Origin of the sequence: Nonomuraea solani (assembly GCF_900108335.1) — a bacterium.
GTDB classification, from domain to species: Bacteria; Actinomycetota; Actinomycetes; order Streptosporangiales; family Streptosporangiaceae; genus Nonomuraea; species Nonomuraea solani.
On record NZ_FNVT01000019.1, the window covers coordinates 185,669 to 198,216 of the forward strand.

General features: G+C 72.0%; 14 protein-coding genes. 5 read left to right on the forward strand and 9 right to left on the reverse strand.

Annotated features, from left to right (window positions below):
- The first annotated feature begins 95 nt into the window (after positions 1-95).
- The 4 genes from C4V41_RS45835 to C4V41_RS45850 all read left to right on the forward strand — a co-directional run bounded on the left by C4V41_RS45835 (position 96) and on the right by C4V41_RS45850 (position 3,804).
- Positions 96-2,057: a tetratricopeptide repeat protein gene (locus C4V41_RS45835; RefSeq protein ID WP_103962331.1), complete on the forward strand. Its 1,962-nt coding sequence runs from the start codon at positions 96-98 to the stop codon at positions 2,055-2,057.
- A complete protein-coding gene (locus C4V41_RS45840; RefSeq protein ID WP_103962332.1) occupies positions 2,057-2,590 on the forward strand; it encodes a beta/alpha barrel domain-containing protein in 534 nt (177 codons plus the stop codon). Before C4V41_RS45835 ends, C4V41_RS45840 begins: the two co-directional genes overlap by 1 nt.
- A gap of 275 nt (positions 2,591-2,865) precedes the next feature.
- Complete coding sequence (locus tag C4V41_RS45845; protein WP_103962333.1) at positions 2,866-3,177, forward strand: plasmid stabilization protein; 312 nt, start codon at positions 2,866-2,868, stop codon at positions 3,175-3,177.
- 153 nt (positions 3,178-3,330) lie between these two features.
- Positions 3,331-3,804 carry a hemerythrin domain-containing protein gene (locus C4V41_RS45850; RefSeq protein ID WP_103962334.1) on the forward strand — a complete coding sequence of 158 codons (474 nt, stop codon included), beginning with the start codon at positions 3,331-3,333 and terminating at the stop codon, positions 3,802-3,804.
- Positions 3,805-3,820: 16 nt separating this feature from the next.
- Here C4V41_RS45850 and C4V41_RS45855 read toward each other — a convergent pair whose 3' ends face one another.
- The 5 genes from C4V41_RS45855 to C4V41_RS45875 all read right to left on the reverse strand — a co-directional run bounded on the left by C4V41_RS45855 (position 3,821) and on the right by C4V41_RS45875 (position 8,288).
- On the reverse strand, positions 3,821-4,297 hold the full coding sequence (locus C4V41_RS45855; RefSeq protein WP_146104038.1) for a hypothetical protein: 477 nt from the start codon (positions 4,295-4,297) through the stop codon (positions 3,821-3,823).
- Between the two features lie 10 nt (positions 4,298-4,307).
- Positions 4,308-4,658, reverse strand: a complete 351-nt coding sequence (locus C4V41_RS45860; protein ID WP_103962404.1) for a PadR family transcriptional regulator — start codon at positions 4,656-4,658, stop codon at positions 4,308-4,310.
- Between the two features lie 42 nt (positions 4,659-4,700).
- Complete coding sequence (pip, locus tag C4V41_RS45865) at positions 4,701-5,633, reverse strand: prolyl aminopeptidase (RefSeq protein ID WP_200824684.1); 933 nt, start codon at positions 5,631-5,633, stop codon at positions 4,701-4,703.
- A gap of 18 nt (positions 5,634-5,651) precedes the next feature.
- Positions 5,652-6,941 (reverse strand): MFS transporter, encoded by a 1,290-nt coding sequence (locus C4V41_RS45870; protein WP_160150626.1) that lies wholly within the window; start codon positions 6,939-6,941, stop codon positions 5,652-5,654.
- 138 nt (positions 6,942-7,079) lie between these two features.
- Positions 7,080-8,288 (reverse strand): MFS transporter, encoded by a 1,209-nt coding sequence (locus C4V41_RS45875; protein WP_103962338.1) that lies wholly within the window; start codon positions 8,286-8,288, stop codon positions 7,080-7,082.
- 152 nt (positions 8,289-8,440) lie between these two features.
- On the opposite strand from C4V41_RS45875, the gene C4V41_RS45880 reads away from it, so the two are divergent.
- Positions 8,441-9,052: a DsbA family oxidoreductase gene (locus C4V41_RS45880; RefSeq protein ID WP_103962339.1), complete on the forward strand. Its 612-nt coding sequence runs from the start codon at positions 8,441-8,443 to the stop codon at positions 9,050-9,052.
- Here C4V41_RS45880 and pyrH read toward each other — a convergent pair.
- From pyrH to C4V41_RS45900, 4 genes are read right to left on the reverse strand one after another with little or no spacing between them, the layout of a single operon-like run.
- The gene (pyrH, locus tag C4V41_RS45885; RefSeq protein ID WP_103962340.1) at positions 9,049-9,768 is read right to left on the reverse strand and encodes a UMP kinase; all 720 of its coding nucleotides are present in this window, start codon (positions 9,766-9,768) and stop codon (positions 9,049-9,051) included. The genes C4V41_RS45880 and pyrH overlap by 4 nt on opposite strands.
- A 47-nt stretch (positions 9,769-9,815) precedes the next feature.
- A complete protein-coding gene (locus tag C4V41_RS45890) occupies positions 9,816-11,162 on the reverse strand; it encodes a leucine-rich repeat domain-containing protein (RefSeq protein WP_146104039.1) in 1,347 nt (448 codons plus the stop codon).
- Positions 11,163-11,202: 40 nt separating this feature from the next.
- Positions 11,203-11,949: an SDR family oxidoreductase gene (locus tag C4V41_RS45895; protein ID WP_103962342.1), complete on the reverse strand. Its 747-nt coding sequence runs from the start codon at positions 11,947-11,949 to the stop codon at positions 11,203-11,205.
- A gap of 13 nt (positions 11,950-11,962) precedes the next feature.
- Positions 11,963-12,532 carry a hypothetical protein gene (locus C4V41_RS45900; protein ID WP_103962343.1) on the reverse strand — a complete coding sequence of 190 codons (570 nt, stop codon included), beginning with the start codon at positions 12,530-12,532 and terminating at the stop codon, positions 11,963-11,965.
- Positions 12,533-12,548 lie beyond the last annotated feature (16 nt).

The following is a 12,548-nucleotide window of genomic DNA, read 5'->3' on the forward strand; positions in this document are numbered from 1 at the left end:
TATTACAGCATCCCTTGAGGCGTGATCCGGCGACATGAATTCTCCGTTCTTCTAGGAGAACGGAATTCAGGTCCTCCGCAGACAAGGTCGGCTATATGACAGTTGCGCATCCGCCACGCGGTCCTTTCATCGGCGTGCGGGCCTTTGAGGCCCGCGATGAGCTGCTGTTCTCCGGACGGGCCGACGAGATCTGCGAGCTGTCCACCCTGTGGCGGCGCAACCGGCTGACGATCCTGCACTCCGACGCGGGGGCGGGCAAGACGTCGCTGTTACGCGCGGGCCTGATCCCCGGTCTGGAGCGGGAGCGCGCGCGGGTGTTACCCGTCGGTCAGGCCACCTCCTCGCGCGTCTGGCCCGCCGCCACGCTGCCCGACCGCAATCCGTACGTGCTGGCCCTGCTCTCCTCCTGGGGCGCCGGCGAGCCGCCCGCCCGCATCGCCGGCTGGAGCGTCGGCGAGTTCCTGCGCAGGCACGACGGCATCGACCGGTACGGCGACCCGGCCCCGACGCTGGCGGCGATCGACCAGGCGGAGACGTTCCTGCGGCAGTCGCCCTCCTACGAGCACCACCGCGCCCACTTCCTCGACGAGCTGTTCGAGACGCTGGAGCGGCATCCCCGCCTGCACCTGCTGCTGTCGGTGCGCACCGACTACCTCGACGACCTGCTGCACGTGCTGAAGGGGTACGGCAGTCCCGGTTACGCCGAGTTCGGCCTGCGGGCGTTCAGCCCGGAGCAGGCCGCCGCGGTCGTTAACAGGTCCATGGAGGTGGCCGGCCACCGGGCGGCCCCGCAGCGGGTCGCCGAGCTGGTCGAGGAGCTGCGCAACATCCGTGACGACACCGGGCACGTGCGCGAGCGGTCGCCGGAACGGGACATCGATCCGCTGCTCTTACAGGTGGCCGGCAGCCATCTGTGGGGTGATCCGCCCGATCGGGAGCGGTTCATGAACGCGCGGCTCGACGTCGAGGTCGATCGGGCGCTGAACGGGTTCTGCGCGCGGGCCCTGGCGGAGGTGGCCGCCGACTACGAGCTGTCGCCGTACCGGCTGGAGACCTGGCTGCGGCAGAAGATCCTGCACGACAGCCGCAGGTTCGCGCCGCTGGTGGAGGTGCGCGGGGTGCTGCTGCACGCGCTGGAGGACCACCGTCTGCTCAAGGCCCTGCAACAGCACGGCCTCCGCCTGCACCAGCTGCGCAGGCGGCGGCTGGCGGCCCCGCTGCGCCGGCTCGACGCCACGCAGTGGCCCGCGCCGTCGGCGGATCCGGCGGCGCGGCTGAGCGCCGCCGTCCGGGCCTGCTGGGAGGGCCAGCCGGAGCGGGCCCGCAGGATCGCCGAGGAGGCCGCCTTCGCCGCCCCGGGAACCGCGTTGCGCGTACGCGCCGACCTGCAGTCGCTGCTCGGCAACATCGCCTACGAGCAGGACGAGCTGGACGAGGCGGTCGCCCGCTACCGTGAGGCCGCCAAGCTGTACGAGGCGCTGCCCGACGGCACGGCCGTGGGCTGGACGCTGACGGCCATCGGCCGGATCGCCCTGGCGCAGGACAAGCAGAGCGACGCCATCGAGGAGCTGCACGCGGCGCTCGGCCGCTCACCCCATGACCTGGTCGTGCGGACCACGCTCGGCCAGGTGCTCTGGGAGGCCGGGGAGCCGCAGGCCGCGATCACCGTGCTGACCGACGTGATCGACCGCGAGGGCGACGCCTCCGAGGCTCGGCGCACGCGGGGCGAGATCCTGGCCGATCTGGGGCAGGCCACGTCGGCGCTGCAGGACATCGGGCAGTCCGCCAGCCGCTGGCCGCAACCGTCCACCCGCGCCGCCCGCGCGCTGGCCCTGGCCACGCTGGACCGGGTCGAGGCGGCCGGGGAGGAGCTCAGCTCCGCCATCGCCGAGGCCGAGGACAACGGGCCCGCCCTGCTGCGGGCCGCCCGTGTGCACGAGCTGACCGGCGACGTCACCACGGCGGCCGAGTTCGCGGACCAGGCGATCTCTGCGCGGCACCCGAGGCTGCCGCGGCACCAGCGCAAGACCGCCGAGCACCTGCGCGACGGCGCCTGATGTCCGACATCGCGCTCGTGGCCCTGATCACCGGCTCGGCCACGTTCCTGGCCGCGCTGTGCGGCGCGAGCTGGACCACGATCACCGAACGGGTGAAGGCCAGACACGCCCGGCTGGCGGCGGAGGAGCAGCGGCGGGCCGACGCGCTCAAGGCGCGCGAAACCGCGCTGCGCGCCGCGCTCGCCGAGGTGCAGTCGGCGGTGCTGAAGCTCGGGATCACGCTGGGCATCGTGCTCGACATGCGGCTCAACGGCCACGCCCGGCTGGACGGAGAAGACCTGCCCACGCAGATCCGCCAGGCGCGCACGGAGTACTGGGCGGCCAAGACCGCGATCAGGCAGCTCCAGCCGCTGTGCCCGCCGAAGGCGGCCGAGCGGCTGGAGGAGCTGAGCCTGGCGGCGAGCCACGCGTTCGGGTACGCCCGCTCGGTGGCGGGGCCGACGGCGAGCTCGGAGAAGGTCGAGTCGGACCTGGAGTCGAGCCTGCGCGCGCTGAGCGACTCGCTGTTCGCGAACGGCCAGGTCCCGGTCTGATACGGGGTCTGATGAAGGGCTGAAGTCAGTCCGGAGTGAGGGGGGCGAGCAGTCCGGCGCCCACACCGCAGGCGGTCCCGTATCGCGGTTCCCGGATGCTCACCCGTGAAATGCCGTGCGTGCCGGATCATGTCACCTCCCCTTGCGTGCACCCCGTCTTCCCCGCCCATGAGGGACGAAACGGCACGTCACAGCGTTACGCCCCGTTTCACAGCTCTCATGTGGGTATGAGCAGCGAATCCGCTTTCGCGGGTAATCACGAGGGGAGAACGAGGATGCCTCGCGGATCGAGTTCGAAGAGGGAACGCCAGTACAGCCACATCAAGGACAGCGCCCAGAAGCGGGGGACGAGCAAGAAGCGGGCGACGGAGATGGCGTCCCGCACGGTCAACAAGCAGCGCGCCAAGGCCGGTGAGTCGAAGACCTCCGGCCGTACGTCGGCGACGAGCACGCTGCGCTCGCGTTCCGGCGGCAACGGTCGCATCAGTGGTCGTACGCGGGACCAGTTGTACGCCGAAGCCCAGCGCCGTGACATCAAGGGCCGCTCGCAGATGACCAAAGCCCAGTTGGAGAAGGCTCTCCGCTAGCGGCCGCAGCCGACGCGGGGGTAACGGCTGCCCGCCAGCGTCCGACCTGGCGGGCACCAAGTTCAGCGGGAACGGCGCCGTCGTTTCATCCCGGACGGACGGGGAAGACGGTGCACCCCGACCCGACAAACCCCCACCCCCGAAAGAGGAGACATGGACGCCATCGTGCTGCTCAAAGAGGATCACAAGAACGTCGAGGCCCTGTTCAAGAAGTTCGAGCAGGCCGGCGAACGCGCCCACGTCGAGAAGCGGCGGCTCGTGGACCAGATCACCCAGGAGCTCGTCACGCACGCGTACATCGAAGAGGAGATCTTCTACCCGGCGGCTCGCGCGAAGGTCCCCGAGACGAGCGACCACGTGCTGGAGAGCGTCGAGGAGCACCACGTCGTGGTGTGGATCCTCTCGGAGCTGAAGGACCTCGACCCCGCGGACGAACATTTCACCGCGAAGGTGACGGTGCTCATCGAGAACGTCCGCCACCACGTCGAGGAAGAGGAGAAGGAGTGGTTCCCGCAGGTCCGGGAGGCGATGGGCCGTAAGGAGCTGCAGGCGCTGGGCGAGCGCATGGCCAAGGCCAAGGCCGACGCGCCCAGCGAACCACTGGCGGTCAGGAGCGCCAAGGCCTGATCCCGGGGCGGCTTCGTCACGCGAACAGGAGATAGAGCAGCAGCGCGGCCAGGGCCGCCAGGGCCGGCCAGAACAACCAGGTCCTGGCCGGTTCGGCATCCGTGTCCGGAGAGGGCGGATGTCCCCGGCCGGCGGCCACGGAGTCCCAGTCGCCGGGCGTGTCGCGTTCCGTGAACCTGCGGATGATCAGCAGCAGGACCGGTAACGCCACGCCCGCCAGCGTCAGGGCGGCGCCGGGCACCGGGTCCGGGGTGATCGTCGCCAGCCGGATCCCGCCCATGACCAGGACGGCCGCGAGCCCGAGCGCCACGGCCGAGCCACGGGTCAGGTTCATCGCCAGCGCCGCCCTGAGGGCGCCCAGCGCCACGGTCAGCGGGCTGATCTCCAGCTCCGGAGCCCCCGCCCCGGCGGCCAGCCACTGCTCCCGGTAGCGCTCGCGCCGCGCCCGGCCGGGCAGGATGGCGGCCGCCGTGACGATGATGCCACGGCTCAACGCGTCCACCTCAGACTCCCGGCTGGGGCAGGCCCTCGCCGACGACCCCCGGCTGGGGCAGGCTCTGGCCGATCGGCTGGTGCGCGGCCGCCGCGTGTGCGGCGACGGCGCGGCGGGCGGCGGGCAGGGCGTCGCCCGTCAGCCGGTAGAGCCGCCGGCGTGGCCCTTCCCGTACGGAGTCCGCCTCCCAGGCGGAGGTCACCCATCCGCTGCGCTCCAGCCGGTCGAGCACGAGATAGACGCTCCCCGGGGCCCGGCCCGACGCCTTGACGATCTCCAGGTCCCACCGTGCGTTCAGGTCGGCCATCAGGGCTTCGATCACGTCAACGGTGGCGGGGGTGATCGTCGGCAGCGGCTGCATGATCACCACTCTACGGCGGACGGGCGAGCCCCGAGTGGCCGCTCAGCGGAACCGATTCGCCGCCTCGACCGCCGCCGCCACCATGTCGGCCCCGCCGTGTCCCTCGTCGATGACCACGAGGTCGCCGCCGGGCCAGTTCTTGCTCAGTTCCCAGGCCGTGTCCAGAGGGCTGCTCACGTCGTACCGGCCGTGGATCATCGCGCCGGGGATGCCCCTCAGCAGGTGGGCGTTCTCCACGAGATCGTCCTTCTCGGACAGGAAACAGTCGTTGGCCCAGTAGTGGGTCACCAGCCGCGCGAACGTCATGCGGAAGGCGGGATCGTCGAACAGCGGGCTCGGCCGGTGCTTGGGGTCGAGACTCACGTGCGTGTCCTCCCACGCGCACCAGTCGCGGGCCGCCCGCTCGCAGGTCAGCGGGTCGTTCAGCAGCCTGGCGTAGGCGGCGGCCAGGTCGCCGTCGCGGTCCTGCTCCGGTACGGCGTCGCGGAACCGTTCCCACTGCCGGGGGAAGATCCGCCCGACGTCGCGGGTGATCCACTCGATCTCGGTGCGGCGGCCCGCCGTGACCGAGTACAGGATCAGCTCGCTCACCCGCTCCGGATACCGCTGCGCGTAGGCCAGGCTCAGCGCCGAACCCCACGACGCCCCGAGCGGTTGCCACCTCTCGATGCCCAGGTGCGTGCGCAGCAGCTCCATGTCGGCGATGAGGTGCTCGGTGGTGTTGACCGACAGGTCGGTCTCCAGCAGCCCGGCGTCCGGCGTGCTCCGGCCGCACCCCCGCTGGTGGAACATGACGATCCGGTACGCCTCCGGATCGTGGAAGCGCCGCCCGTGCTTGGAGAACGGCGCGCCGGGCCCGCCGTGCACGATCACCGCCGGCTTGCCGGCCGGGTTCCCGCTGACCTCCCAGTAGATCCCGTTACCGTCGCCGACGTCGAGCATGCCCTGGTCGTAGGGCTCGATCGGGGAGTACATGGCCGACAAGCGTAGGGCTCAGCCGCGCCCGCCGCGGGCGACCCAGGCCAGGGCGGCGCGCACCCGGGTGCAGCGCTCGACCGGGCGCGGCGCCATGATCGTGATGGCCACCGCGAGCGCCGCGACCACCACCGCGACCAGGATGACGGCGTCCTGCGTGCCAAGCTCGGCGATGACGTATCCGCTGGCCAGCGCGCCGAGCGGGACGGCGCTGCCGGACAGGAACCGCCCGGCGCCGGTGACCCGGCCGTACAGGTGCTGCGGCACCCGCTCGGCCTGGTAGAGGGCGAGCGCGACGTTGAGGTGCGCGCCGGTGAACCCGATGCCGCCCCACACGAGCGGCAGCGCGAAGACCGCGTAGAAGAGCGTGCCCGGCTCCATCAGGGCGAGCACCAAGCTGAGCGCCATCCACGACCACACGCTCTGCACGATCATCTTGCGCTGGTCCTTCTGCCGCCGCAGGAGCCGCGGCGCCGTGAACGCGCCCACCACCCCGCCGAACCCCGACGCGGCGATCAGGCAGCCGATCACGAACATGGACAACTGCTGCTGGTGCGCCACCATGACGAGCACGAGGCCCAGGGTCTGGAAGCAGAAGTTGGCCAGGGCGCACACCACCAGCACCGACAGCAGCAGCCGGTCCTCCCCCAGGAACCGCAGGCCCGCCCGCAGCTCCTGGGCGCGGCCGGCCATCCGCAGGGCCTGCCGCCGCCCGGCGGGCTCGGCCGGTTCTTTGCGCATCTTGGCGAAGGCGACGACCGACAGGCAGGACGTCAGCGTCTCCATGAGGAACGGCAGGGCATGGTGCAGGTCGTACAGGAGGCCGCCGAGGGGGCGGCCGAGCAGCCCGGCCCCGTGGACGCGGCCCTCGTTCCTGGCCATCGCGCCGGGCAGGCGCTCGCCGGGGACCAGCCGCGGGATGAGCGTGGTCTCGGCCGTGCCGCACACGACCAGGCACACGCCCTGCAGGACGGCGATGGCCGGCAGCAGGAAGACCGTGAGCTCGGTGGTCAGCATGGCCGCGACCACGGAGGCGGCCAGCACGAGGCGGGCCGTCATGGTGACGATGAGGACGCGGCGCCGGTCGGAGTGGTCGATGAGCACGCCGACCGGCAGGTGGAGCAGGATGCGGGGCAGGGTGCCGGCGGCCGTGACCCAGCCGGCGAACACCGGCGAGCCGGTCAGCGACAGCGCCAGCAGGGGCGCGGTCACGGTGGCGCTGACGGAGCCGAGCTGGGAGATCGCCGAGCCGCTCCAGAGCAGCCGGAAATCGCGTTGCCACGCGCCGGTCCGTTCGAGCTCGGCCACCTTATTATCCCCAAGGCGCAGGTGACCGGAATGGTCAGAGTGTTCGCTGAGTTGAACCGCGCCGTCGCACCCGCGGTACGATCAGCGTCCCTCGAGGGAACGTACATTACTTCACCCCATCGGCTTAGGGAAATTTCCCTAAGAGTGGCGCGCGTCGCCGTTCCCCGCCCGCCAGGGCAGCAGGGCGCTCGTGGCGATCAGCAGGATCCCCGCGACGGCGATCGAGGTCCGCGCGCCGGCGAAGGCGGCCAGCACGCCCCACAGGGCCGTGGTGGCGGCGACGGCCGCCCGGGAGCCGATCGTCCAGGTGGTGAGAACGCGGGCCATCGTGCGCCGGTCCGCCCGTTGCAGCCGGTACGTCGCCAGCACCGGGTTGAAGACGCCCATGCACGTGATCATCGCCATCTCGACCGCCATCACGACGAGGAGCCCGCCCGTGCCGGGCCCGACGAAGGCGAGCCCCACCAGCCAGCACGATCGGCCGACGCCGAACCCGAGCATGATCCGCCGCTGCCCGAACCGCCGGACCAGCGGCGCGGACAGCCGGGCGCCCAGGATGCCGCCCAGGCAGGGAATGCCGAAGCCGAGCCCGTACTCCAAAGGTGTGAACCCCAGCTCGCCCAGCATCAGGTGCAGCAGCGGCGGCCCGGCGGCCATGATGAGCGCGCTGACGAGCACGGCGTTGGCGAACAGCAGCCGCAGGTCGCGGTCGGCGGCGATCGCGCGCCACCCCTCGGCGAGCTCGGCCCGCCGGGACCCGCCCGCGACCGGTGCGGGCGGCGGCGGCTCGGGGGCCGCGATCGCGCGAATGGCCAGCGCGGAGAGCAGGTAGCTGATCGCGTTCGTGAGGATCGTGGCGACGGGCCCCAGCAGGGCGAAGAGCGCGCCGCCGGCCGGCGGGCCCACGGCCGTCGACACCCACCTGACGGTCTCGAACCGGCCGTTGGCCCGCGTCAGGTGGTGTTCGGGGACGAGCGCCCGCAGATGCGCGCCACTCGCGCCGATGAACACGATGTCGGCCACGGCGACCACCACGGCCACCAGCAGTAACTGGGGATGGCTCAGCAGGTCCAGGACGTAGGCGACCGGCAGCGTCAGCAGCACGAGGAAGCGCAGCACGTCGGCACCGATCATCAGCGGCCGCTTGGGACGGAACTCCACCCAGGGCCCCAGCGGCACCGCCAGCAGCGCACCGGCCGCGCCGCCCGCCGCCGCGAGCCAGGACACCTGCGCCGCGCTCGCGCCGAGCACGAGGACGGCGAGCAGCGGAAGGGAGTCCAGCGCCAGCCCCGTGCCCAGGGAGCTGACCGCGAAGGCCCGCCACAACCACCCGAAGTCTCGCCCCATGCCCACCCCTTCGTCCGACGGGTGCTGATCCAACACCGGGAACGGCGACGGAAACAAACAACCGGAACGCCGGTTTCACAACCGCCGGTTGTTGACCTCAATCGCGGTCGAGCTTGCAGGATGGGCACACCCGATCACTGCGAAGGACATATATGAACGTGGAGATGTATGCCGATGTGCTCTGCCCCTGGTGCTATATCGGCAAGAGACGCCTGACGGCGGCGCTGGAGCGGCTCGCCGACCCTGAAGGGGTGGAGGTCGTCTGGCGCGCTTTCGAGCTGGCCCCGGACGCGAGCCGGGTCCCCGGGCCGCCCGCCGACGAGGCCATGGCCGAATGGTGGGGCGAGCGGGCGCCGGAGCGGGTCGCCCTGATCCGGTCCATGGGCGCCGCGGAGGGGCTGGAGCTGAACCTGCACCTGGCGCGGCCGGTGAACACCTTCGACGCGCACCGGTTGTGCCTGATGGCCGCCGGTCAGGGCCGGGGTGAGGAGATGAGGGAACGCCTGCTGCGGGCGTACCACACCGAGGGGCTCAACGTGGCCGACCCGCAGGTCCTGCGGCGCCTGGGCGAGGAGGCCGGTCTGGACGGCGGGCGGGTGGGCGCGATGCTGGCCGGGGACGACCACGCCGGGACGGTACGGGCCGACCGGCGGCGCGCGGCCGCGGCCGGGGTCACCGGCGTGCCCTCGCTGGTGATCGACGGCCGGCCGCCCGTGTCGGGGGTGCAGCCTGTCGACGACCTGCGGCGGCTGCTGGAGCCTTAGGGGGTGATGCGGGTGCCGATGTCCTCCCCCTGGCAAATGGCGCTCATCGCGCCCACCGCGGCGACGTCGAAGACGTGCATGAGCAGCCCCTGCTCGTTGGCCAGGACGAAGGCGCTCTGGTCCATGACCTTGACGCCGGCGGCCAGCGCCTCGGTGTAGGTGAGCGTGGTGAACCGCTTGGCGTCCTGGTCGAGGTTGGGGTCGCGGTCGTAGACCCCGTCGACGCCGCGCTTGGCCACCAGCAGCGCGTCCGCCTCCAGCTCCAGGGCGCGCTGGACGGCCGGGTAGTCGGTGGTGACGTAAGGCTGGCCGATGCCGCCCGCCAGCAGCACGATCAGCTTGCGCCGCAGGTGGCTGTCGGCCCGCAGCCGGATGAACGGCTCGGCCACGCTCTGGATCGGCACCGCCGTCATCACCCGGATGTCGGAGTCGCAGCGGGCCGTCAGCACGCCGCGCAGCATGAGGGCGTTCATGAGCGTGCCGAGCATCCCGATGTTGTCGGCCTCGGCCCGCCCGATCCCCCACCCGTCGGCCATCCGGCCGCGGAAGTAGTTGCCGCCGCCGATGACGACGGCGAGCTCGACGCCGAGGGCGTGCACCGACAGCAGCTCGTCGGCGAGCTGCGCCAGGCTGGCCGGGTCGGTGCCCCAGCCCGACCGGCCCGCCAGAGCCTCGCCGCTGAGCTTCACCACGACACGTGCGTAACGGCCGACCATCCCAGTCCCCTCCCCCCGGGGCCGCTCGGACGACGACCCGGCCCAGCCTAGCCGGTGAGCAGGCCCCGGGCCTCCAACGCGGCCATGACGGCGGCCGGCAGCGCGGGGCACCGATCCACCTCCACCTCCTTGAGCGACGGCAGGTCGATCACCGTCCCCAGATCGGCCAGGGCATCGCAGCGGTAGAGCCGCAGGGTGCGCAGCGCGGGCAGGTCTCCCGGGTCGCCGAGGGTGCGCAGGTGGTCGCCCATGAACACGTGCAGCTCCTCAAGGTGCCGCAGCCCGGCGAGCGGGGCCAGGTCGGTGAGCTGCGCCATCCCCTGCAGGGTGAGCTCGCGCAGGGCGGGCATGCGGGCCAGGGCGGAGAAGTCGCGCAGGTCCTCGGCGTAGGTCAGGCTGAGCTCGGCGAGCGAGGGGTGCTCCTCCAGCCCGTCGAGCGAGGTCAGCCTCTGCCACCGGTCGATGTTGAGCGTGGCGAGGGCGGGCAGCCGGGACAGCGGGCGCAGGTCCGGAATGGGCGAGCTCGGCAGGCCCAGGTTGGTCAGGTGGGGGTGGTGGCCGAGGCCGTCGAGACCGGTCAGGTTCGTACAGCCGCCGAGCCACAGCCGGCGCAGGCCGGGCATGGCGGCGAGGCCGTCGAGGCTCTTCAGGCGGGCGCAGTGCATGGTCAGCTCGGTGACGGAGCCCAGGTCGCGCAGGCCGGCCAGGGAGCGGATCTTGGTGCCGCTGAGGTCGAGGATCTTCAGGCGGCGCAGCCCTGACAGGGGCAGGACGTCGTCGATCGCCCGGCAGTGGTCGAGGTTGAGGTATTCGAGGTGCGGGAAGGCGTCGCCGGCCCCTGCGACGCTGGTCACGCCGCTGCTGCGCAGGTCGAGATGGCGCAGGCCGCGCAGGCTGAGCAGCGGGGTGATGTCGGTGAGCGCCCGGCTGCTGCGGAGGATGAGCGTCTTCAGCGCGGGGAGGCCGGACAGCGGGGTGAGGTCGGTGACGGCCGCGCAGCCGTCCAGTTCGAGCCGGAACAGCCCGGTCAGCTCGGCGATATCGGATAGATCCGTCAGGTTCTTGCAGTGGTCGAGGCGCAGCGACCGCAGCATGGTCAGGTGCCGCACGCCGGTGATCGTGTCGCGGCGGCGCAGCTCCAGCTTCGTACGCTCCTCGCGGTCGAACGCGGGCGCCAGCAGCAGCTCGGCGAAGCCGTCCGGGTCGGGCGCCTGCGGCCAGAGCTTGAGCAGCTTGTCGGTGGACGGCTCGGCGATCTCCGCGAAGTCGGCGGCCAGCGCGAGGGCTTCCGCGCGGCCGTCGAGGACCAGCTCGCGGACCGCTTTCCAGGCGCTCGCGGGAGACGCCGAGCCGAGTTTGCTTCGGTGACCCGACAGGTCGGGGGGCAAGGTCATGCCATGGCAGCGTAGAGGGTCGTACCGACAACGGTGATCGTCAGGAGCGGGCGAGCCAGTCCTCGAAGCCGATCTTGCCCAGGTGGGCGCCGTCGCCGGCGGGCACCAGGCTGCCCTCGTCGAGCACGGCGCCGAAGTAGGCCGCGCGCGGGTCGGTGACGACCTCGCGCGGGTCCTTCCAGGCGGTCAGGGCGATCCGGACGAGCTCGTCGAAGGGGTAGCGCCGCGGCCCGGCGATCTCGATGGTGCCGCTCCGTGGAGGCTCCAGGGCGGCCTCGGTGATCGCGTCCGCCACGTCGTCGGCGGCGATCGGCTGGAACGCGGCCGGCGGCACGCGCACCGTGTCACCGTCGGTGGCGGCGTCGGCGATGCCCTGGACGAACTCGAAGAACTGGGTGGCGCGGACGATCGTGTACGGGATCGGCGACTCCTCGACCAGCTTCTCCTGGGCGACCTTGGCCCGGAAATAGCCGCTGGCGGGCAGGCGTTCGATGCCCACGATCGACAGCACCACGTGCAGCCCCACCCCGGCCCGCGCCTCGGCGGCCAGCACATTGGCGGTGGAGGTGGTGAAGAACTCCAGCACCGCGGCGTCCTCGAAGGAGGGCGAGTTGGTCACGTCCACCACGACCTGGGCGCCCGTCAGCGCGGCGGCCAGGCCCTCACCGGTGAGGGTGTCGACACCGGTGGCGGGCGAGGCGGCGACGGCCTCGTGGCCGCGGACGCGCAGCCGGTCCACCACTTTCGAGCCGATCAGCCCGGTGCCGCCGATGATGACGATCTTCATGGGGTCCTTCCCTTCACGAGGGTGATCCGCTGTTCAGGGCCCTGCTCGTGGTGGCGGCCAGGATCGTGGCGGCGAGCGCCGTCCGATGGTCCTTCGTCCAGGGTGGGCCGAGCGTCGCCCGCGGCCCGTACAGGACCTCACGGGTCCGCCCGGCCAGGATCGCGGCCGCCTGGTGCTCGACGTCCTTGGCGTCGTAGAGGTGGACGGCCCAGCCCCGGGCGTGGGCGAGGCCGGCGAGGATCCGGCGGTACATGACGGAGTCCGCCCTGGCCTCGTACGGGACGCGCCGCTGCACGGCGATGTCGTCCGGGAAGCCGGGAGGCCACGCGCGGATGGAGATGGAGACGATCGGCCCGGGAAGTTCGTCGAGGGAGGCCGACGTCGCCCGGATCGCCGACGCTCGCACCCTGGCCACCAGGTCCGAGAGCGCGGCGTCGTCGAGTGGTGCGCCCGGGTGGTGGACGGGCGCCGGTGGCACGCCGGGTTCGATCAGCTCGATCCGGCGGCGGTCCACGACCTGGTGGTCGTCCGATGCCGTGACGGCCACGGCCCAGCCGAAGTGATGCGCGATTCCGGCACGCATGGCTCTGATTATGCCC